Source organism: Bacillus sp. FSL R5-0603, from assembly GCF_038050295.1.
Classification (GTDB): Bacteria; Bacillota; Bacilli; order Bacillales; family Bacillaceae; genus Bacillus; species Bacillus subtilis.
The window spans coordinates 1,693,233-1,718,523 of the sequence record NZ_JBBOYP010000001.1 but is presented as its reverse complement, the minus strand read 5'-3'; the positions used below and the strand labels follow the sequence as shown (position 1 = coordinate 1,718,523).

The window sequence follows — 25,291 nt, the reverse complement described above, 5'->3', positions numbered from 1 at the left end:
AGCAAATATGCTGCTGTTCGGCATTTCAGCCAAATAATCATCTAAAGTTTTGATCAGCATTTCTCTCGAATCCGCCAAAAACGCCATGCGATAATCCATTGCTTCCCGGCCCGCCTGAAGTGTGTATGCCATATCCTCCAGATCGATATCTTCATTGGAAGTTACGAAATCTTTCATTGCTTCCGCATAGGCCTTCAATTGCTTCTCTTTTTTCGCTGAAAGTACAAATAATGCTGAGCGGTGCTGCTTTGTTAATGGATCGTTCCTCTTGTCAGGCTGATATTCCTCTATCACAATATGAGCATTCGTTCCGCTATATCCGAAGGAGCTCACACATGCTCTCCGCGGTTTTCCATCAGCCGTTTCCCAAGGCTTAAGCTCCGTATTTACGTATAAAGGAGAATGCTCAAATTCAAAATGCTCATTCGGTGTCGTGAAGTTCAATGTCGGCACAAGTGTTTTATGATTCATGCACAATAACACTTTTTGAACCCCGGCTACTCCTGCCGCCGCGGATGTATGGCCAATATTGCTTTTGACGGAACCGATTGCGCAAAACTGCTTTTTGTCTGTTTTTTCTTGAAATACGGTGGACAGAGCTTCTAATTCAATTGGATCGCCTTGTTTTGTTCCTGTGCCGTGCATCTCGACATAACTGATACTCTCAGGATGTATGCCGTATGTTTCATATATGTCTCTTTCCAGATCCATTTGGCTTTTCGCACTCGGTGCCGTGATTCCGTTTGTTTTCCCGTCCTGATTAATACCCGAGCCAATGATAATGCCATAAATATGGTCACGGTCCGCTTCCGCATCTTTCAGCCTTTTCAGAACCAGCGCACCCGCACCCTCGCCGGGCACAAAACCATTCGCGCTATTGTCAAATGCTTTACATTGTCCATCAGGTGAAAGCATGCCGGCCTCACACATACTGATGTAAGATTCCGGCGTCAGGTATAAGCTGACCCCGCCGACCAGCGCCATATCAATTTCTTTGTTTATAAGTGCCTGCCGCGCTAAATGTGTGCCGACCAATGAAGATGAACAAGCGGTGTCAATAGGAATCGCAGGCCCTTTTAAATTAAGAAAATACGGAATACGCGCCGCAGCGATCGCAAAGCTGTTCCCCGTGGCATTTGCTCTTGCCTGCCGGTTCAGCATGACCCCGTATTCATTGCTCATAATGCCGAGATATACACCGCATTTTTTCTCATTTAAAGTTCGGGCGTTGTACCCAGCGTCCTCAAACGCTTTATAGCCTTCCTGCAAAAAGATTCGATGCTGCGGGTCCATCAATTCAGCTTCTGACGGCGGAATATTAAAAAACAACGGATCAAAATGTTCAATATCATCAAGCATCCCCATTGATTTGCAGTAGACTTTCCCTTTTTTGTTGAGGACAGGATCATAGTATTTGTCAACATCCCACCGTGATGTTGGAATGTCCCGAATGGCATTTCTCGCATGAACCAGGTTATCCCAGTACTCTCTTACATTACGAGCGCCCGGGTATCTTCCCGACATCCCGACAATCGCTATCGCATCCTCCGGGCGGTCTTGATGAACAGGAACCGTTTTCTTCACATGTTCTTTCTTTATTGGATGTTGAACAGGCTGAAGGGGCCGTTCTGCCGGCTTTGGATTAGATGATGCTGCTGGCTTTTGCTGGGCTGCTTCGAAAGAGTCAGTATGCTCTATCTTTCTATCAAGATGAGTTCCAAGCTCGGACTTTAGCATTTCGGCAAAATCACGTATCGTTGGATAATCATATACTCTGGTTACCGTAAAAGACGTTCCGTATTGCTTGTTCACCGCTTTTATCCATTCGAGTCCGGTAATCGAGTCCATTCCGATATCTATGAACGCTTCGTCAATATCCACCTCGTATGGCTCCATGTATAACACGTCTGCTATGCTTTCCCTCAAGTTTTCATGCAGCGTTTCAATTGCTACAGTATATTGTCTTGATGCAGATATTTCTGCCGCTGCATATTGAATCGTTTCTTCAGCTTCCTCTTGCACTGGCTGATGATGTTCTAACTGCTGCAGAGATATATTAGCCGGTTTAGCAGCAGGTACCGCTGTTTTTTGTCTTATCGGCGTGTACGTCTCCGTTTGTTTTTTCTCCCCAGCTTGTGTGCTTAACTCGTGTGCTAAGTAAACAGCGAAATCACGTGTTGTCGGATAATCGTATACCTTTGTGACATTTAGTGATGTGCCATACTGTTTATTTATTGCTTTTATCCATTCGAGCCCGGTAATCGAGTCCATACCGATATCTATGAATGCTTCGTCTGGATCAATCTCGTTTTGGTCCATGTACAGCACTTCCGCTAAGCTCGCTGTCAGTTCATCGCACAAGGCTTCCGCCGTGATCGTCTCTGTTTCTGTATCTGATGGAACCAGAGATGCTGTCCGCTCCAAACGATCCTGATTGGTCATTAAAGGCTGTAACGTAATATTGGCAGGCTTGCCGCTGGCTTCTCTGGCTACAGACGGCTTTGGAAGGACGGGCTGTACTGGAGCGAATGGCTCCTCCGTTCTTTTTTCCTCAGCCTTTGCATGTACGTCTATCCAATAGCGATCTCTTGCGAAAGGATAGACAGGTAAACTGATGCGCCGCGGTTTTTGATCCTGATATAGCGTGCTCCAGTCGATGCGCAAACCTCTTACCCATAGGTCTAAAACCTTCGCATATTTGCCTTTTTGCAGCCATGCCTCAATTGTTTTTGACATATCCTCATCAGCAGCAAAAGCAGCAATGGCTTCTTTGTTGCGCTTTACTTGTCCGCGATAGACATATTCACGATTTTCTGTTCCGGAGATACATTCATTCAGCTTTTCTTCAAGCTCCCGCATCGATTCCGCAACGAACGCCAGCCGTTCGTTCATCGCTTCCCGTCCGACTTGAAGCGTATAGGCAATTCGGTGTAAATCTGCTTCAACATATGTTTGTTCACGAATGGCATGCAGCAATCGCTCCGCGCGTTTCTGAAGTCTTTCCTCATTTTTTGCTGAGAGCACAATGACAGCCGGCTGTTTCCTCGCTGGTAAACGTTCCTCCACAGGTTCCGAAGCATACTCTTCTATTAAAATATGGGCGTTCACACCCCCGGCACCAAATGAAGAGACTCCTGCGATTCTCGGTAATTCGATGTCTTTGCCATTGACACTGATGATCGGCCTCTTCCACTCTTCTAGCTCTTGCTGTACTTTAAACGGCGAGTTAAGGAAATCAATATTCGGGTTCAGCACGTTTGAATGCAGGGAAGGCGCAAGCTGCCTGTATTTCATTTGGAGCAATACCTTCGTTACTCCTGCGATACCTGCCGCACTCTCACAGTGCCCGATATTTGATTTGGCTGACCCTATTGCACAAAATTGTTTGTCATCGGTTTCTTGCGTAAACACTTTGGACAGCCCTGTGATTTCAATAGGATCACCGAGAGAGGTTCCCGTGCCGTGGGCTTCGATGTAACTGACTGCCCGCGGGTCAACCTTCGCTTCCATAAACGCCTTTTTGATGACATCTGCTTGGGCATTCGGATTGGGAACTGAGTACCCGTTTGTTTTTCCCCCGTGGTTGATGGCTGTCCCCTTAATGATTCCATAAATGTGATCACCATCTTCAACTGCTTTAGACAATGGCTTCAGAAGCACTGCTCCAACGCCTTCCCCCGGCACATAGCCGTCTCCGCCCTGTCCGAAGCTTTCACACCGGCCTTTGCTGGACATAAATTTGTTCTGCCCAAGCATCAAATATTTATTTGGATGGATTGACACATTCACGCCGCCTGCGAATGCCGCCTCACACTCTCCGCGCTGCAGGCTTTGGCAGGCCAAGTGGATAGCCGTTAAAGAAGAAGAACACATGGTGTCTAATGCAATACTCGGTCCGTGAAAATCAAAATAATAAGATACCCGGTTCGCGATGGATGATGGATTTCCCGTTAAAGCCAGAGACCTTCCCCACACCTGCTCTTGTGCCCCGTACAGCTGATATTCTTCATACATGACACCGACGTAAACACCGACGCTTCCGCCAAGCTCAGCATCACGCTTACGGCCGAGGTGCTCTCTTGTATAGCCTGCGTCTTCCATCGTTTCATACACGCACTGCAAAAATAAACGCTCTTGCGGGTCCATTAATGTTGCCTCACGCGGCGATATATGGAAAAACTGCGGATCAAACTTGTCTACATCCTTCAAGAAGCCTCCCCACTTGCTGTAGGTTTTTCCAGGCTTGTCTTTATCTTCGTCATAATAAAGACTGTGATCCCAGCGGTCTGCAGGAATTTCAGTAATACAGTCTCGACCGTCTCTCAGATTCTCCCACAATTCATTAATGTTGTCTGCCTGCGGATAGCGACCTGAGATACCGATGATCGCAATTTCTTCCGTTTCCTTCTCTCTTAACTGCTTCTGCTCTTTATCTTGCAAAGGAAGAAACCCAGACTTTCTTGGGGTAACTGGGATTTCTTGTTTTTCAGCTTCTGATTTTCTCCCAACAGAAGGTTTTCCTGTTTCAAATCCCAAGATGTCCAGCAGTTTTTCTCTGTGGGAATCAATAAAATACCGTGTTAATGAGCGAATATCCTGATATTCAAAGAACAGCGTCTTGGACAAAGAACCGAATCCTTTTTCTAATTGACCCGTTACATGCATGATCATGATAGAATCGATCCCGTAATCCTCGAGAGGAGCTTCAGCATCAATCTGGCCGGCTGGCAGCTTAATCACCGAAGAAAGCACCTGTTTAAAATAGTTCTCCGCTTTTTCTCTTAGTATCTCTTCATCAATTTCCCCTATCATGTCTGCTTTTTCTGCCTCCTGATTGAGACTGCTTTTTTTGATATCGTGAGATTGGCCTTTGCCATGTCCCGTTTCATGTAAAAATGCACGAATCCGATCAGTAACACCGGAAGCAACTAACACTTGCGGCTTTCCTGACGTCCAGCCATGATATAGCGCCTGAATCCCACGATCTGTTTCCATGGCCACCATGCCTGTTTCTCTTTTCAGCATCCTTGCAGTTTCCGCATCAATTTGCATGCCCCCGTCTTTCCACAGCGGCCAGCACACTGAAAGAGTTTTTCCGTAACGCTTGTGCAGCTCAGCTTGGCCATTGCGATATTCGCTGAATGCATTCATAAATGCATTGGCCATTGCGTAATCAGCCTGTCCCGCGCTTCCTACTGCTCCGGCACCTGAGGAAAAAAGGATAAAGAAATCGAGCGGAATATCTTTCGTTGCTTCGTCAAGGTGAATCAGTCCTGCTACCTTTGGAGCAAGAACGGTTTGAACCTCTTCTTTCTTTTTCTTCATAATGAAATTATCTTTTATTAAACCGGCGCTGTGAATGATGCCATCTAAGTCTCCATAAACGTTTTGGGTTTCTTTTAATAAGGCATCAACCGTTTGTTTGTCAGCCAGATCAGCTTGTCTGTAAATCGCTTGGATGCCAAGTTTCTGTAAGGCTTTAAGCTTCTTCTTCTTCCTTTCATCAAGCGGAGAGCGTCCTGTCAAGATCACAACCGCATCATTCGTTTGGTTTGCAATTTCAGTTGCAAAGATGAATCCAAGACCGCCTGCACCGCCTGTGATCAGATACACGCCTTTATCTTTCCATGGCATGTCAGCACTTAGGTGCTCACCAGACACTTCTTTCCACTTGCTTACAAATCGCTTCCCTTGCCAGTGGCGGATATGCGTGTCACGCGGATAGCGTCTGTTTTCCTCCAATATTTCGAATAGGTCACCAGCTGACGTCCCGGTTTCTATTTCGATCAACTGTCCTGTCAGTTTTGGATTTTCCAGTTCAGCCGTTTTGAGCAATCCAGTTAAGCCGCTTAATAGCTGAGGCTCGTCCAACGCAGGCACCGCCACTTGAATGAATGTATGTCCTCCTGTTTTTGAGTGCATTAGCTGTTTGATTTCTTCAAATAACTGTATGGCATAACCTTCAAACCGTTCATCAATTGTCTCTGTATCATGCTGCAGAACTGTACAGTCAAGATGATTTTGGAGGCTTTCCATTTGTTCTCCAACATCACAGACAACGACTTTATGTGTGTCGTACTCTATGAGCTCTTTCCTCACTGCAGCACGTTCTTCCCAAATATGTTCGAACAATAGCGTGTCAGTCGCTTCAGAAGGATCTTCTTGACCTGTTTCTAACACTCTTGCAGAATAGCCCGTCAATCGCACGCAAACCTGCCCCTCTTCATTGCATAAATCGATATCAAGCTTCTGCATACGATCCCCAGCTGTACTGCCCTCGCTATATGTGATCCGCGCCCACATAGATGCCTCGCAGCCTTTGAAGATTTGGACATCCTGTATGGCAAAAGGCAGCATTGCCTTTCTGTCTTCTAAACTCGTAGCTCCTCCCAGCCTCAAACCGATAGATGCTTGAAATGCCGAATCTATCATGCTCGGATGCAGAATATAATGGTCTTCTGTATCAGAGATTACAGGAGGCATCGTCAATTTCACTAGAACTCCGTTTTCGCCGGCATATAGGCTGTCGATCGCTCTGTGGCTTTCACCATAATGAATACCCATTTCTGTATAAGCCTCGTAGCAATCAAAAGGTGACACCGTCCGGCCATTATAGCTTGCCTTCAGTTCTTCAATGTTGATAACCGGATTTTCACCAGCCTCACAAAGCACTGCACTCCCTTGCCCATATACAATCGGCGACTCCTCTGCGCTTTCAGGGTCCCGGCAGATTTCAAATGTAATCTCACCATTCTCCTCAGGATATAGACGTACATCTATATCTTTCTGCTGTTCCGTGACGGCGAACGGCCGGACCCAGACGATATTCCGGAGCCGGAATCCTGTCGGGAACTGATCCGCAGCTGCCCTTTCCACAGCTGCCCGAATCATCTCCAATAAAGCTGCGCCAGGTAAAACGTGTTCGCCCTTTATGACATGATCCTTCAAGAAAAATTCACGTCCTGTAAACGCTGAACGGAAGCGGACCCCCGATATGTCGGACACATTTTGATGCAGAAGAGGATGCAGGATGTGCCGCTCCTGTTTTGAACGATCAGTCTTTTTCTCCGCTTTCGGCACCCAATAACGCACCCTCTCAAATGGGTAAGTCGGCAGGCTGATCCGCTTTGGTTTGTTTCCCTCGTAAAGCAGCTTCCAGTCAACACCAGATCCGTTCGCCCACTGCTCTGCAATTTGATCGAGTTTTCTTTGCTCCAGCAATTTATGTACAGATTCGGCTGGTCGCGATGGTTCGCTTCCTCTTGACACGCGGCCCTTCCAGCAATGCTGAATGTTTTTTTGTCCTTCTATAAAAGCCTTCAATTGGTCGCTCAATTCTTGAATTCCGGATGCTAAGAAAGAAACCCGTTCTTCCATCGGTTCACGGCCTACCTGCAATGTATACGCCAAATCTCTAATCTGAATCCCATCATGAAGAAAATCCAAGAGACGTTTTGCATATACACGGAGACGTTCTTGATTACGGGCAGAAAGCGGAATAACTGCGGATATGTCAGAATCTGAGGACAAAGAAACGTCCTGCTCCGCTGTTTGAGGAATATATTCCTCAAGGATAATATGTGCGTTTGAACCAGTTGCTCCGAAGGAACTGATACCCGCCCGCCGCGGATAAGGGACCTCTTCCCCATTCTCCTTGATAACAGGCAGCTTCCACGTTTCTGTTTTATGCTGTACATAAAATGGAGACTTTTCAAAATCAACGTACGGATTCAGTTCTTCCGAATGCAAAGAAGGCACAAGTTTTTGATGGTGAAGCTGAAGGGCAACCTTGCTTAAACCGCTGATCCCCGCGGCGGATTCGGCGTGCCCAATGTTTGACTTTACAGAACCGATTGAACAGAACTGCCGATCCTGCGTATATTGGCGGAACGCTTTCACTAATCCCTGTATTTCGATCGGATCTCCTAAGGACGTGCCGGTTCCATGGGCTTCCACATAACTGATCGTCCGCGGATCGATTCCCGTTTTCTCCAAGCATGTCTCAATCAGATCAGCTTGAGAAACAGGGCTCGGCACTGAAATGCCGCTTACAGTGCCCACATGATTCACAGCACTTCCTTTAATAACTGCATAAATGCGATCTCCGTCTTCCTCTGCCTGGCGCAAAGGCTTTAATAAAACCGCGCCTATACCCTCGGCAGGCACATAACCGTCTCCATCCTTTCCAAACGTACGGCAGTGTCCGTCAGTGGAAAACATATCCCAGACCCCGTATGTCATATATTTATTCGGGTGCAAAGACAGGTTCACTCCGCCTGCTAACGCAACATCGCACTCACCGTGACGTATGCTTTCCAACGCCAAGTGCACTGCGGTCAAAGAGGATGAACATACCGTATCGACAGCCATACTCGGACCGTGGAAATTACAAAAGTAAGAAACACGGTTGGCGATTTGCGCATAGTTGAGCGAAAGAGGAAACACATTTTCTGCTGATGCTTCTTCAGCTCCGACTAATGTATAATCCTTGTGCATGACACCGGCAAAAACTCCTACATGCTGCCTTTTATTTCGTCCTTTAGGCTTGGCCAACGTCTTTGGCGTATAGCCCGCATCTTCAATCGTTTCCCAGCATGTTTCTAAAAACAGCCGCTCTTGAGGGTCCATTGTCTCCGCTTCTCTTGGCGTGATTCTGAAAAATTGGGGATCGAAGCAGTCGGGATCATCAATAAATCCTCCCCATTTGGAAATGTCCTTACCCGAAGGAGAGGTGATTCCTTCAAGTCGCTGCCAATCCCAGCGCGACTCAGGAATCTCGCTAACGCAGTCCTTCCCCTCTTTCAGATTGTTCCAAAATTCATGAATATTGGCTGCCTTCGGATACCTGCCCGCCAAGCCGATAATCGCAATATCGCCTGCTGCCTCAACAGGTACAGGACGAGAAGCTTCAACAGTCTTACGGTCGTTTATTGTGTCGGAAACGTGTGCTCTTTCATTCTGGCCAAGAGAACCAGCGGCACTAAAATGCTCAGCATATTCCTCGGCAAGAAACGCTGACAGCTCCGCTATGGTGGTATGCTCAAACAGAAGAGTCGGCGAAAGGCTCTCACCGATCTTATCACTGATCGTTTCTACCACCTCAAGCAAGCCCGATGAATTCAGTCCCATTTGGTAATAACCGACCTGTTTTTCAACTTGTTCTACCGGCTTATTGATTTTCTCTGCAATTAATTGGCTTACGAACTGTTCAGCCCCGCTGTAGGAATCAACGGGAGAAGAAACCATGTCAGCAGGTTTATCACGCTCAGCAGTGTCCGCTCTTGTCATCTGTGTCTCCTGTGCATCTTGATGTTTTCCGCTAATCAGCTCCGCTGCTCGCACCAATTTGCTTGTAAAGTTTTTCAACTCAGCCACTTTTTCTCCCGACGCATTAAAAAATTCAAGGGTTACATAAATCAGCTCTTTTTCCCGCCGGACGGAGGAGCGCTTAATTCTCGTCATGCAATCCGACTGCAAAAGTGCAGAAGCGGAAAAGGATTCATAGAACAGAGGCAAATACAGCCTCTGTTCTCCTTTAAGCAAAGATGTGAGCAAATGATTGGCACCCACCCCGCTCCCGTCTATGAGAGTCGGGTGAAACATAAAGCCTTCTGCGTGAAGCATGGCTTCCGAACCGAGAGAAAGCTCAAGAAGGACGCCGTCTTCCTCTTCATAGATGCAGCCACTTGCTTTCATATATTCGCTGTGCACCAATTCCTGACGTCTGCATTGTTCATATACATCATCAAGCTGAACAACGTTCTGTGCAGATGCTTTGATTTGACTGAGATCCAGTGTTTCTTCAAATATGGCTGGGGAGTCTGCGTACATATCAGCCTTCATATAGAGCTTTTCTTCTGAAGCTTCTTTCTCATCACGTTTTTCAATTCCCTTGGCTGTGATTTGCCACTGTCCTTCTTTTTTCTCTGCGCATTGGATATTCAGAACAATTACTGCATCCTGTTCCGCCGTCAATGGCTGATAGATGGATAAATTCCGCAGCTGAAGCTCTGAGCATGAGAAGCCGTGTTCTCTGAATATCTGGTAGATTATATCGATATAAGCCAATCCCGGCAGGACATTTTGTCCGTAAACCACATGGTGATAAATAAACGGATTTTTTAACGATAATGTGAGTTGTTTCGTTATCTTTTTCACGTTAGACCTCCACCTCATAAGTATCCCATATGTTTGCCGCAGTCATTTTTGAAGTCTCCGCTTCCAGCTTTGGCTCGCCTGGCAAAAGCGTTCGTTTCTTTAATTGAGGAGGCGATATTGGACTGCGCTTGATGGCGTGTTTTTCATCTTTTTCCCACGCCTCTACAATGACATGGGCATTCGTCCCCCCATCGGCAAAGCAGTTAATAGCCGCAGTAGGCTGCGAATCTGTCCATTTTTCCAGGGCTCGGCTGAACGTGATGTTCGCTTTCTGTTGATCGAAATGCGCCATCTCTTTTTCACCTGATAAAAATGGGACAAAGCGGCGCTCTTTCAGCATCAGCACAACCTTAATGAAGCTGGCGATCCCTTCAGCACATAGCGGATGCCCGATGTTCGGCTTGATTGAGCCAAGAGAAAGAGGCGATGAGTGCCCAGAACGGTACACTGATTGGATCGCTTTTAGCTCAAGGAGATCGGTTACGATTGAACCTGACCCGTTTGCCTCAAGATAGCTGATGTCTTCTGGTTTTTTTCCGCTTTTGAAAAGCGCATCTTTCATGACTTCCTTTTGCGCCTCAAGATTAGGTGTTGCAGGTCCCGCCGTTCTTCCGTCGTTATTGACCGAGGCCGCTTTCACGACAGCATATATGGTATCTCCGTCTTCCAGTGCCTGTTTTACCGTTTTTAACATGACCATTCCGACGCCTTCACCTAACACAACTCCGTCAGCACGCTCATCAAACACATGGAAGGATGAATGCTTGCTTAAAATGCCGCGCCGGTCAAACAGCCTGTGCGAGTCATCTGAGCTCAGCAAGCTGACACCGCCGACTATGGCGGATTGAATATCTCCGCCACGCAGCGCCTGAATGGCCATATTCATGCCGACCAAAGCTGACGAGCATGCAGTATCAACTACAACACTCGGGCCGCGGACATCAAAAAATTGTGAAAGATTAGCCGCTAAATAATTTTGGCCGACTGTCACGATCGGATTCTTGGCATGATCAAGGCTCTCTTCATCAGGTTTGTGCTGGCTTCTGCCTCCAATATAAACACCGACAGGCTTGCCCTTTATTTCCTCAGGCGTATAACCGGCGTGATACAAGAGTTTCAGACACTCTTCCAACACGAGCAGTGCTTGCGGATCCATCGCCCTTACGTCTTCTTCGTTAAGCAAAAAGAAATCAGGATCAAAATAGCTGACGTCATCAATCACGCCGGCATAATATGGCGTCTTACAGCCCCAACGCTCTGCCGGAATCGGACCGATTGATGAACGCCCCTCGGATAGTAACGACCAATATGACTCCAATGTCTCTGCCCCAGGGAATCGGCAAGAGAGTCCGACAACGGCAATACCTTCTGCATGAGAGTCCGGTGACAAAATCGCTGGCGCCTGAATCTGGGGTGTAAGAGCTCGATCCTTCGCAGGAACAGATGCCTCCGCCTCTATTTTGTTCTCCAAAGGTGCTGATGCATCCGATATCCTGCCTCCGAATAAAGCGGACAGCCTTTCGGAATAAGAACCGATCAGCCAATCTGCGAACCTTTGAATTGTCGGGTATTCATATAGAATCGATGGATCGAGCGCTGCCTCTAATTTGCGGTTTATACGCTGGAGCACCTGTGCCAAAATGATCGAATCCACGCCATAATCCTGAAACAACCCGTCAATCTCGAAGTCTTCACGATCTATTCTCAGCTCTTCGGTAAACAGATCAACAAGCCAGGACTGTGTTTCAGATAATAATCCATCACATTTGGAAACTTCATCGGCCTCTTCAATGTCTCTGGCTGGCGGGCTCTGTAAAGCAGCTTCCTGCAAACCGCCCTCATGCGGTTTCCTCCTCTTCATCAGCAGTTCCGGCTCCCAGTTTGTTTGATTCGCCATTGCAGGGAGAACAACCGGTCCGAACATTTTCGATACAATTTGATCTAGAAAACGTAAGCCTTCTGAATTCGTAATGCTCAACAAGCCGCTTTCCCGATACGCTTGATTTGTCACTTCACCCATACCGGTTTCTTTCCAGTTCGGCCACTGAACACTGATGATCGGCACATGTTTCTGATGTGCTTCTGCAAAATAATCCATATAGCTATTGGCCATCGCATAGTCAGCTTGTCCCGCCGAAAGCTCCGGAATAATGGCTGAAACAGAAGAAAATAAGACAAAAAACTGTAAAGGCTCGTTACACACATGGCGATATAACGTTGTAAGACCTGACACCTTAGGTTCCATCACCCGCTGGATATCATCTGAAGTTTTTCGGATAAATGCCAGCGTATCCATATCCGTCAGACCTGCACAATGAATGACACCGCCAATCGGTCCTAATGTTCGCTTGATATGTTGCAGCGTTTGCTCAACCTGAGCATCATCAGATAACGTCAGCGACAGCATCTCCACCTGTGCACCCTTCGCTTCCAGCTCCCGCACTGCCTGGATTTTCTGGGCAACTGATGTGTTCGAGGTGTCAAAACGAGTCCATTCCTCTCGCGGAGGAAGCTGTTCTCGTCCGGTCAGCACCAGTTTTTTCACTCCATAGCACTCTGCAAAATGACGGGCGCATAATAGTCCGATGCCTCGTGTGCCGCCTGTAATGAGAAGTACATGATCTTTCGGGAAGACCGTGCTTTGTTCCGTGGCCTTACCTGTTTCCGGATGTGCTTTTAGAAAAGCTTGGTACCGTAAACCATTTCTGTAGCAAACCTCGGCATCATGAGAATCGGAATAAAACTCATCAGCGATCAACTTCGCGAGACGGCGATGATCAGTAACCTCCTCAGCATCCATATGCCTTGATATAAGATGGCTGTACTCGCATTGGAGCATTCGATACAACCCAGCCCGTGAGGCGCCAGCCATCCGGACAGATGTGTTTTGAAACGATTCGAGCCCCTTCGTCACACAAAGCAGCCTGAGCCCCTCTTTATGCCCGAATTCAACCAGTCTTTGCACCCATTCAATCCAATCCAGCCGGCCCTCATCATCCTTACCGCATCCGATGACATCCACTAGGCCGTCAAACTCTTTCCAGTCAATGTCTGACTGATCATTTTCTATCCGGCTCACTTCTATTAAGAGATGATTCGGAAAATACGAAGACACTTCTGCTGCTAAATCTGCTGTCTCTTGATTGCTCAGGATGGCAACAGTTCTTATCCCGGGCACTGCTGAGCCAATTGGACTCAAACTCCATTGCTTCGTCAAAAAGCATGCAGCCCGATCTTCAATTGCATTAACCAGTTCTTTTTTGTCTCTTTCTGAATGTTCCTTTACCGGCACCCAATAGTGATCCTTCGCAAACGGGTATGAAGGGAGGCTGATCAGGCGCGGTTTGTTCTCTCCATATAATGTGTTCCACTGGATTGAGACCCCTTTGACCCATAAATCAGCAAGTTTGGCGTATTTTCTTTTTCTGATCCAAGCATCAAGTGCCAACGCCATATCTTCATCTGCTGTAAAAATAGTCTGGGTCTCTTTATTTCGATGAGACTGTCCCCGGAAAAATTCGTCTGTTTCTTCCTTACCGTCAACAAACGCCTGCAGTCTCTCTTCAAGTTCCTGCATCGTCCCCGCAACACACGCCAGACGCTCATCCATTTCCTCGCGCCCGACCTGCAGGGTGTAAGCGATGCGGTGTAACTCCTGATCTGTATATTTTTTATTGCGAATCGCCTCAAGCAATTGCGAAGCACGATCCATCAGCCTGCTTTTATTTTTAGCCGACAGCACAATCACGTTTGGCTGTTCTGTAGCCGTGTGTTCTGAATTGGCTTTTGGCATATATTCTTCAACCACAATATGCGCGTTTACTCCGCCAATCCCAAACGAACTGATTCCCGCACGGCGTGGAAGCTCGTTTCCGTCACGATCTGTGACAGACTTCCATTCCTGTTTTTCCTGAACGATGTAAAACGGACTGTCAGTCAGCTGAAGATAAGGGTTAAGCGTCTCGCAATGCAGGCTTTTCACTAACGTTTTATGCTTCATTTGCAAAAGCACCTTGATCAAACCGGAAATACCTGCCGCTAGCTCTAAATGACCGATATTGCTTTTAACTGAGCCGATGCCGCAACGGTGATCCGGAACATCCGGCTGGCTCTCGCCTCTCATATTGGATAGTTCCTTAAACGCGGCTTTCAGCCCATTTATTTCAATCGGATCGCCCAATTCCGTCCCTGTTCCATGTACTTCGATATATGTGACAGTGCTTGGATCTATGCCTGCTTGGCGATATGCACGCACCAACAAATCAGCTTGTGCTTTCGGATTAGGCGATGTCAGGGTATTGGCTCTTCCGCCGTGATTTTCCGCTGTCCCCCGAATAACGCCGTAAATATGATTTCCGTCGCGCTCGGCATCTTCCAGCTTTTTCAACATGACCATTCCGACCCCTTCGCCTCTGACATAGCCATTCGCATCGGCAGAGAAGGTTTTACACCTGCCGTCTTTGCTGAGCATCCCCGCCTTGCTGTAGCTAATATGCGCCTCCTCGGTTAAGATCGTATTCACGCCTCCAGCGATCGCCATCTCACAATCACCGTTTTGCATCGCAGTCACAGCACGGTGAATGGCTACAAGAGAACTGGAACAAGCCGTCTCTACTGGTTCGCTCGGACCATGAATATTTAAAAAATAACTCATTCTATTCGGGCCTACCGAAGGAATCATATGACCTGTAGCAGCATGGCCTTCAATTGGAAGATTCGCTCTATGGAATAGATCTTTATAACCGGTGTTTCCCGTACCGATAAAGATACCAGTCCCTGTACCCGAAAGGCTTTGCGGCGAGCAACCCGCATCTTCCAATGCCTTCCACACGTATGTCATTAACAAGCGTTGCTGAGGGTCTACATAATCAGCTTCTCGCGGCGAAATACCAAAAAACAACGGATCAAACTCTGCGACACCATCAATAAACCCACCCCATTTGATGTCGGTTTTATTGACGTCAGTGTCTGGGTTTCCATAATGCTCCCGCCAATCCCATCGATCTTTTGGAACTTCTGTGATGCTGTCTTTTCCTTTTTCTAGGTTTTTCCAAAATTCATCTATATCCATAGCGCCAGGGAATCGGCCGCTGATGCCGACAATTGCAACCGGCTCAAAATCGGCAGCCTGCTTTTTGTTTCTTTCTGCTTTTGCAATAACAGGCTGTGTAAAGCGGCGCTTTCTACGTGATGTGATTTTCGGCGCTTCAGGGGATTTTGTTTGTAACTCTTCCTGCCCCTCTGGTTTTTCGCGCTCCTGAACCAGGGTGTCCTCATGTTCAGCAGTCAAATACTCAGCCAGGCTTTGGATACTTCCATATTCAAAGAAAATGGTCGGCGTTAGCTCCAACTGAAATTCTTCGTTAATCTTGTTTGTAAAGACCGTAAATGTAACAGAATCAAATCCGTATTCACTCAGCTCTGTATTGACATCAATATCTTCACTATTTACTTTTAAAATTGCACTGACCATGTTGCTTAATGATGCCTCCAGGCTGTTTAAACTGTGCAATGAGTTTGTTCTTTCATCTATGCCTTTAGCAGTAGCATCTTGATTCCATTCGCCCTGATACGCAGCAACTACATATTCAGCCAGGCTTTGGACGCTGCCATATTCAAAGAAAATGGTCGGTGTTAGCTCCAACTGAAATTTTTCGTTGATCTTGTTTGTAAAGACAGTGAATGTAACTGAGTCGAATCCGTACTCACTCAGCTCTGTGTTGACATCGATATCGTCAGTGTTTACTTTCAAAATTGCGCCAACCATTTGGATTAAGGCTGCTTCCAATTTTCTAGTTTGTCCTTGATCCTGATCCGCCTTTCTCTGATCGTTCCGCTTGGCTTTCGATCCTGCGGAAAGCAGTTTTTGTTTCATTTTCTGAAGCTGTCCTTCCATCACAAAAACTTGCGGCTTATCAGATGCTATCCCTTGATAAAATGCTTTCAAGCCACTATCTGTCGGCATCGGGACCATTCCCGTCGTTTTCAGCATTCTCTTTTCATCTTCAGCGCCGACTTGCATACCGCCTTCTTTCCATAACGGCCAATTGAAGGAAATGGTGGAGCCGAATCTCTTTTTTGATGCCGCAAGAGAACGGCGGTATTCAGCAAATGCATCCATAAACGAATTGGCTGCCGCATAATCGGCTTGTCCAGCGTTTCCTAAACATCCCGAAACAGATGAGAAGAAAATGAAAAAGTCCAATGGGAAATCCTTGCTGCATTCGTCTACATGTAACAACCCGCTCACTTTTGGATGCAGCACTTCTTGAAACTCTTCATTCGTTTTATGAATGATGAAGCGATCTTTAATGCTGCCTGCACCGTGAATAATTCCATTGAGAGTGCCATATCTTTCTTTGATTTCCTCCAAAAGATGACGAACCGCATGCTGATCACTTACATCAGCCTCTCGATAGACAACCTCCGCTCCGATGCTTCGAAGAGCCTCCAGCTCGTTTTTCTTATCCTCACTTAAAACAGATCGTCCCGTCAGCACAATAGTAGACCGGCCAGTTCGCTTGGCAATTTCCTTTGCAAACTGAAGGCCTAAGCTTCCTGCTCCGCCTGTGATTAGATAAACGCCTTCGTCTCTCCACGGAATGTGAAGCGTATCAGCTGAAGGAAGCACCATTTCCCTCCAGCCTTTCACAAATCGGTGCCCAGCCTCATATCGAATCTGTTTGTCAAATGGTCTCCGGCTGTCGTCTTTCAGCTTGAGGTGAAGGTCTATCATCTCTTCAGGTTTCTCAATTTCGATGACCTGAGCAGTCAGTTTGCTGAACTCTATTTCTGCTGTTTTAAGCAGACCGGAAACGCCGGCAAACAATTGCTTCTCTTTTTTCAGCGGAACAATCGCTTGAATGATGATATGGCCTGCAGAAAGCTCACGGAGCTTGCCTCGCAGGAGTTCAAAAATGTTCTGCGTGTAACATTGATAACGTTCAGCAATATGTCCTTCAGCTTCATTCAGAGTAATCACACGGACATCTTTCATGTGGGAGGCAATGCTGTCTGTGACACTTCGTTCAGTTTCGAAGAGAACAATGATATGCTCCGTGTACGAAGGATCTTCGTCCTCTCGTTCTTCATTCTGTTTTTCCCACACCGGTTCAAGCATTAAGCGTTCGTGCCGTGATGAAGGCTTTGAAGGATGAACCTCCCCTTCTAATACTCTCGTTGAGAATCCTTTGATCCTAACACATACGCTTCCACTCTCGTCAATGACATCGATATCCGCTTTCTGAACAACCCCTCCGGAGTGATCGCTGTCACTTAAGCGAGCATAAGCCCACATAGAAGAAGAACACCCTTTGATCACCTCAAGCTCCTCAAGCGCAAATGGCAAAATCAGCTTTTGATCCGTCAATTCCTGCATGATGCATATTGTTGCTGTCTGCAAGGCGGAGTCCATGATACTTGGGTGCAGCACAAACTGTTCATTCGTTCCAGAAACGATTTCTGGAAGCTGCAGCTGCGCCAAAACCTCTCTGTTTCCTATATTCACATTCTTAATTCCTTGAAAGGCCGGACCATGGAACATTCCTCTGCTTCTGCCTTCTTCGTAAAATTGATCAGGCGACATCTTTCCTTTGCCGCAGCGGCGTGACATTTCAGTGAGGTCTGCGACTGGCGTTTCGGCGGCAGATGCCAGCTCCGCACTGCCTTGACTATGAATAACAGGGTCGTCCCCGTCTTCCTGTGTACTGTAAATGTCAAAGGTGATTTTTCCATCTTCTTCAGGGAAGAGACTGATATCCACTTGAGCTGAATGTCTGTCAACCACAACAGGCTGAACCCAGACTATATGATTCAATCTGATTCTGACATCTTGGCCAATTTCACTTCCTGCCGCCTGGTTTATAGCCGCGTACGCCATTTCAAGGTACGCAACACCAGGAAGCACAGGCTTTCCTCTTACCTCATGGTCTCTCAGGAAGAATTCTTCACCAGTGAAAACCGAACTGAATTTCTGCTCAGAAAAATCAGATGTATTCTGATGAAGCAATGGATGAATAGAGCCGATCCCTGTCTGATTTCCGGATAGCTGCGCCACCGGTTTGCGGTCATCCTGCGACGGCCAGTATCGTTCCTTTGCAAATGGATAAGTCGGCAGACTCATTCTGTTTGGGCGCTCTCCCTTGTAAAGCTGCATCCAATCTATATGCGCTCCCTTGCTCCACATTTCTGCAAGCTTGTTTACTTTTCCTTTGGCCATCCACTTACGTATGAGTTCAGCGCTGTCCTCATCCTCCATCAGCCATGAAACCTCTCTGGCATTGTGCTTACTTCCTTGAAAACAGCCTTCAATCGCTGTTTTTCCATTGATAAAATCTGTGAGCCTCTGTTTTAACTCATTTACATGATCGGCAATAAAGACAACGCGATGCTCCATCGCTTCGCGCCCCACCTGAAGGGTATACGCAAAATCAGGCAGCTGGCTGTTCTCAAGCCCTCTTCTTTCCAAATAGGCCAGAATGTCTTCTGCATACTCTTGCAGCCTCTCTTTATTTTTCGCCGAGATCGGGACGATGCAGGTTCCGTCTATCTTTCTCTTATCTGAATCCCTTTTGAATTGTTCAAAAATGGCATGGGTATTTGTCCCGCCAAGCCCGAACGAGCTAAGTGCAGCCCTGTGCGTTTTGATCTCACGGCTTAACGTTTTCTTTTGATCAACGACGTAAAAAGGAGAGCTGGCTAAGTCTGTATTTGGATTCGGCTCCTTATAATTGATACTCGGTGCAAGCTCTTGATGATAAAGACTCATCACGACCTTAATGCAGCCCGCAAGACCGGCGGCTGTATCTAAATGTCCGATATTGGTTTTCACCGACCCAATGCCGCAAAATTGCGTTTTATTTGTATATTGCCTGTAAACGTTTGTTAAAGCCGCCAGCTCGATCGGGTCCCCCAGCTTCGTTCCGGTCCCGTGTGCTTCTACATAGCAGATGGATTCAGGCTGTACCTTCGTTTGATTCATGACCTGTTGGACCACGTCAGCCTGGCCTTTAACGCTTGGAGCATAAAAGCCGACTTTGTCAGCGCCGTCGTTATTTACACCAATGCCTCTCAGCAAGGCATAGATATGATCCCCGTCCTTTACTGCATCAGCTGCTTTTTTCAGCAATACAACAGCAACGCCCTCACCGCCTATCATTCCGTCAGCTGAAGCGTCAAAAGCTTTAATATGTCCATCACTCGAAAAGTTCAGCCCCGGCTGATGCACATATCCGATATTTGACTCGGTATGCAGCGTTGCACCGCCAACTAAAGCATAATCAGATTCACCCGACAGCAGGCTTTTATAGGCAGAATGCAATCCAATCAGAGAGGATGAGCAGTTGGCATGAACGAAATAGCTTGGCCCTCTCAGCCCGAGCTTATGAGAAATCATTGTCGGAATCGTCCCGCTCTGTGCAAGCACCCACGAAACATAGCCGTCCGGCGTCTCCAGGCTCTCTGTTGTATCTGAAGGCAGCAGCGCGCGATAAGAATTATTGCTTGCCGACATAAAAACACTGGTTTGCGGAATCTGTCTCGCAGCATAACCGGCATCTTCTATTGCTTTCCATGAATGAGTCAGCAGCATCCGAAGCTGAGGGTCCATAAATTCAGCGTCTTTAGGAGAGATTTGAAAGAAGCTTGGATCAAATCTGTCTTTCCCCTCAATTGAAGCTTTAGCAGGGACATAGTCGGCATTCCCCGCTATCTCCTTTGAAATGCCAAAGCGCTGAAGCTCTTCTTTATTGAAAAACGCAATGCTTTCCTTGCCGTCTCTGAGGTTCTCCCAAAATTCATCACGATTTTTTGCCCCTGGAAATTCACACGATATGCCAATAATCGCCACACTATCATCATAATAGTCCGGGAGATCACTCATCTCGGTAGACTGATCTTCTATATGAGCTGCCGGTTCTGTCGGCATATGGTCACTTGCATCGCCCATTCGCTGTTCAGTGATGTACTGGCTGATATTTTTAATGGTTGAATACTCAAACAGGTCTGTGACAGAAAACTCACAGGATAGTTCATGTTTGATGCGATCAGCCACAGTGACCGCGAGAAGCGAATCCCCGCCCACATCGAAAAATCCGTCATCCCATTCAATGTCACTCGTTTTCAGCGCTTCCTGCCAAATGGTAAAAACAGTATCCTGAATGTTCTTAGGAGAGGTCTGCCTTTGCTTTAGCTGCTCCCCTGATAAATCGATATTCTTAAGGCTGTTTCTATCTACCTTTCCGTTCGGAGTTAACGGCATATGATCAAGCTGAATAAAATAAGAAGGCACCATATAGGCAGGCAAAGCGTTTTTCACCAAATGACGCAGCTCTCTCGCTGAGAGAGAAGCATTTGCATGTTTAGCTGTATAATAGGCAGCTAGATTATCCATATCTGCGACCACAACGCATTCCAGAATGCCGGGATGCTCACTAAGCCTGCTTTCAATGTCACCAAGTTCAATACGGAATCCGCGGATTTTTACTTGATTATCGATGCGGCCTATATATTCAATTCGCCCTCCCGGAAGCCAGCGGGCCATGTCTCCCGTTCTATAAAGCTTAGACCCAGGCTCAAAAGGGTTGTCAATGAATCTCGAATCCGTTAATTCTTCCTTTTTGTAGTAGCCCTTCGCCACACCGTCTCCTGCAATGCACAGCTCACCCGGGACACCTGCCGGCACTGGCGCGAGCTGAGAATCCGTAATATAGATTTGTGTATTGGCGATTGGCCTTCCTATCGTGGCATGAGAGCATTCATCGTTAATGCGCTGAACCGCTGACCAGATAGTTGTTTCGGTTGGCCCGAACATATTCCAGGCTTCGCTGCCCGTATCTAAGAAATATCGTTTTAATGTCTCAGGCAATGCTTCGCCTCCGCATAAAATTTTCACGCTCTCTTCATTTTCCCAGCCTGAATAAAAGAGCATCTTCCACGTAGCGGGGGTTGCCTGCATCACTGTCGGTTTGATCGTGCGGATGTCCCGTTTCAGTTTTTCAACGTCTTTTGTATGCTCCGTTTGACAAATATAGCAGTGTGCGCCCTTTATTAAAGGCAAAAATAATTCCAGAGCTGCGATATCAAAACAGTAGGTTGTGACAGCAAGCATTTTATCCTCTGCCGTAAGACCTGGTGTTTCCCCCATCGAAACGAGAAAGTTTGTCAAAGCTTTATGCGGTATCATGACACCTTTTGGCTTTCCTGTGCTGCCGGATGTATAAATGACATATGCCAAGTTCTCCGGCGTGACAGTGCGTGTAAGCACTTTTCGATCAGAGGCTGTTTGAGCAATTTCATCCCAATCTTGATCTAAAAGAGCTGTTGTGACACCGTTCCAACTCAACGTATTTACTAATTCCGATGTCGTCAGTGTAATGAAAACTTCACTGTCCTCAAGCATGTATTCTAATCGTTCAGCCGGATAGGACGGGTCTAGCGGCACATACGCTCCCCCAGCCTTGAGGATCGCTAATAAACCCACTAGCATGTCCAGCGATCGATCCACATAGATCCCCGCCAGACGGTCAGGACCCACTCCATGCGCCTGCAAATAAATGGCCAGCTGTGTGCTTCTTTCATCAAGCTCCCGATACGTCAATGTTTGACCTTCATAGCTGACAGCCGCTCTATCAGGCGTCTTTTTCGCCTGCTGCTCAAACAACTCATGAAAAGTGATATATGGATACGTTTTTCCTGTGGCGTTCCATGTTTTGAGAATCATCTGCTTCTCTGCCTCAGGTAATAAAGAATACTCTTTTAAAGGCTGAGAAGGATTCAACATCGCCTGCTCTGTTACATAAACAAAATGGTCCAACATGTCGGATATAGAAGCCGCATCAAACAGCCCAGTATTATACTTGATGTTCAGCTCCATTTTTTCTTCTGTTTCCCACAGTTCAAATACTAATTCGTATTCGCCCTCTTGGTGAATATACTCAACGAAATCGACAGAAAAGAAGTCAGCATAGCGGCTCAGCAAGCTTTGATAGCTTCCGGATTGAAGAAAATTCTGATAGAAAAAAGCGGTTTGAAATACCGGTGAACCTGCTTGACTGCGAGGAATATTCAGATCCCTCACCATTTTTGGAAAAGGATATGCTGCATGATCAAGCCCATCCAATATCGTTAATTGCAATTTTGAAATAAAGCTAGAAAAAGTGTCTGCCGGGTTCAGCTCACTCCGAATCGGGAGCATATTGAGAAAATGTCCAATGGCATCATCAAATCTATCTTCCGGCCTCACCATGGCCGGCATGCCGACGATCTGTTCCTTTTGGCCGGTGTAACGGCCAAGCAGCATCATATAGCAGCTTAAGAATACCGTCGTGACATTTACAGAATGCTCTTTCGCAAACGTTCTGACCTGATTCATGAAGCCGCTGGACAGCCGCCTGGTGTATGTATTCTCTCTAAACTCAGAATCGACTGAACTTGCGCTGACCTTAGGCAGCTGAAGATTCGGCAAAGTTCCCGATAGCTGTTTCTGCCAATATGTACGATGCTTCACACCGTGTTTGCCGGCAAGCATGTTTTTCTCCCATGCCGCAAAATCATGATAAATGGCAGGAGAAACAGCTTTTTCCGGCTGCTGTCCTTTTAAAAGAAGCTGATAGGTATCAAACAGACTGCGTATAAATGTGACAGACGAAACTCCGTCAAAAATCAAATGGTGAATGACAACTAATAAAAAATGCTCTTGTTCAGATCTGGAAAAGCTCATGACACGGACTAACGGGCTGTTTTCCTTTACATACGGTTCCTTTACTTTCTTCCTAAGAAAAGCAGGAATATCAGACTCTTTCATACTTGAGATATTTTCTGTCTTGATTTCAATTGAAAGTGCTGGCTCATTTTTAAGAAATGGCATTCCGTCTTTCTCTTGGATGACGTGCTTTAAGATTGGGTGCTGATTCAATACAAGGCCGAAAGCCTGCTGTAATGTTTCAAGGTGAAGCCCTGACGAAAATTTAAAACAGAGAGGTACGTGATATGCACTTTTTTCGGGTGACATTTTTTGCAATGTCCATAATCCTTTTTGAACCTCAGAGAGAGGCTGAAAAGTTGCCTGACTCCTTTCCGGTTCGGTTTTATATGTGTCCGTGCCCTTTTTGTCAGCAGACAAGCTGCTGAGGTCTTCATGTCCTGATAGATAGCTGGCTAAGCGTTCAATTGTAGGATATTGATGTATCTCTCTGGCTGTTAGTTTGATATGGTAGTTTTTCTCGATCGATCGAATGAGCTTCATCATCTTGATAGAATTCACACCAAGACTTTGGATATTTGCATTTGGCTCCACCCAATCGCGGGAAACGTGCAGCTCATCAGTCAAACAGGTGAGCAGATGCTTCTGTATTTCTTCCCTTACTCTTTTCACATGGTCTGCTTGCTGTATCTCCTCATCCTGGACCGCATCGTTCATCCGATTGGGTTTATGTAGCAAGTGGTCGAACTCTCCATTTTCAAATGAAGTTTTTAGCTGGGTGCGCTGGATCTTTCCAATAGCCGTTTTTGGAATCTCTTCTTTTTGTACAGGCAGCAAATATTCCGGGGTGACTCCGATCACCTGTGAGACATGGGATTGTATGTTTCTAAGAAGCTGAGACATCTGCTCATCATTTAATTTTGCGGAAGTAACAAAGAAGATAGCCAGCTGATCTGTTGAATTCTGGCCCAGACGGACAGCGCAAGCAGCAGTATAAGAAGTTTCAATTTCAGATAATTCTTCAACTGCAGACTCAATTGCATGACTGTAATAATTAATGCCGTTAATGATAATTGCATCTTTCGTACGGCCTGTTATGGTTAAGCGCCCGTTTCGCAAAAAGCCAAGATCTCCGGTTTCAAACCAGCCGTCTTCTGTAAACACACTCTCATTCAAATCAGGCCGCTGGTAATAACCGCTAGTAACAGAAAGACCCGAGACTTGAAAACGGCCGATCTCGCCCTCTTCAACCAATTCATTATGGTCATTCACAATTCTCATAGAGAAGCCGGGGATTGGAGAGCCTATTTCAACAAAATGATCATCATCACTTGTTCCAGCCCGGGTAAATTCATGAGAAAAAATAACGCCCGATGAAGTTTCGGACATTCCCCATGCAGGTCGGATGGCGTCAGCAGGCAGTCCATGTGGTTCTAAAAGCTCAAGTATTCTGCGCCCTACCTTGGCTACCATTGCTTCCCCGCCATTGAGCATGTATCGCATTGAAGACAGATCCCATTTCCTATCTTTTATTTCTTCTGCAAAATCAGTAACCAGACCAAACGCAAAATTCGGCGCCCACGTAACAGAAGCTCGGTAATGATCAATCCAATCCAGCCATTTCAACGGCTCCATTAAGATTGTTTCGCTTGAGACGTTAATTTCCTGACAGCCAAGATAAACATCCCGCAAATGCAGCATTCCGATCCCTCCGACATGGTCAAACGGCATCCAGTTAAACGTAATATCCTCTCTAGTGAAGCCTTGCATTTGAATAATCCCTTTCACCATGCTCATAATGTTACGATGATTAAGCATAACTGCTTTGGGCGTTCCCGTACTGCCTGAAGTCAGCAATAAAAGCGCTAAGTCTTCGGGACTGGATTGATGCCAATCTGTGTCCGCTTCAGCGCTGAGCAGATCCTCTACAGCAATTGCCCTGAACCCTTCAAGCCCTTGTTCTTTTGCCCAATCGAGCATTTCCTGGTGCATCCCCCGGTCCGTAATCACCGCTGGCTTGTCAAGAAGCGTCCATGCGTCTTTCAGCTTTTGAGTGCCGCTGCTCGATTCAGCATACGTTGGCGGAACGGCTAATGGAGCCGGAACAACCCCTGTTAACACACACCCCCAGAACGCAGGGAGAAGCTGTGAATTGTCACCAAGCTGCAAAATCACGTTTTGTTTTGCTTTCAGGCCTGATTGGCGAAGCCCCTTCACAATGCGCAGTCCATCATCCCATAGTCGTCTGTATGATTGGTAAACTTCAGTTCCATCCGGCTGCAAATAAATGATTCCCTTTGTATCCCCAAGCTCCGCCGCCGTTCTGTATAAAACTTCAGGTATTGTTGCCGGCTGCTTTTCAGATATATGTAAAGGCTCACCATGACTGACAGAAGGATTAGCTAATATGCGGATATTATCATTATTTCTCAT

The 25,291-nt window shown here is 46.6% G+C and carries 2 protein-coding genes (1 of these 2 running past the window's edge); both read right to left on the bottom strand.

The features are described 5' to 3' along the window. Positions 1-10,176, bottom strand: the 5' portion of a protein-coding gene (gene pksL, locus NYE56_RS08745; RefSeq protein ID WP_341283724.1) for a polyketide synthase PksL. The gene continues 3,453 nt to the left of window position 1, outside the view; 10,176 of the gene's 13,629 nt are visible here — the first part of the coding sequence; the start codon lies at positions 10,174-10,176; its stop codon lies beyond the left edge, outside the window. Beyond that, entirely contained in the window at positions 10,160-25,291 is a 15,132-nt protein-coding gene (pksJ, locus tag NYE56_RS08740) for a polyketide synthase PksJ (RefSeq protein WP_341283723.1), read from the bottom strand. Before pksJ ends, pksL begins: the two co-directional genes overlap by 17 nt.

Bases quoted from the DNA above. Each gene is read 5' to 3' on its own strand.
- pksJ (WP_341283723.1), bottom strand. From the start codon at position 25,291: ATGAGAAATAATGATAATATCCGCATATTAGCTAATCCTTCTGTCAGT.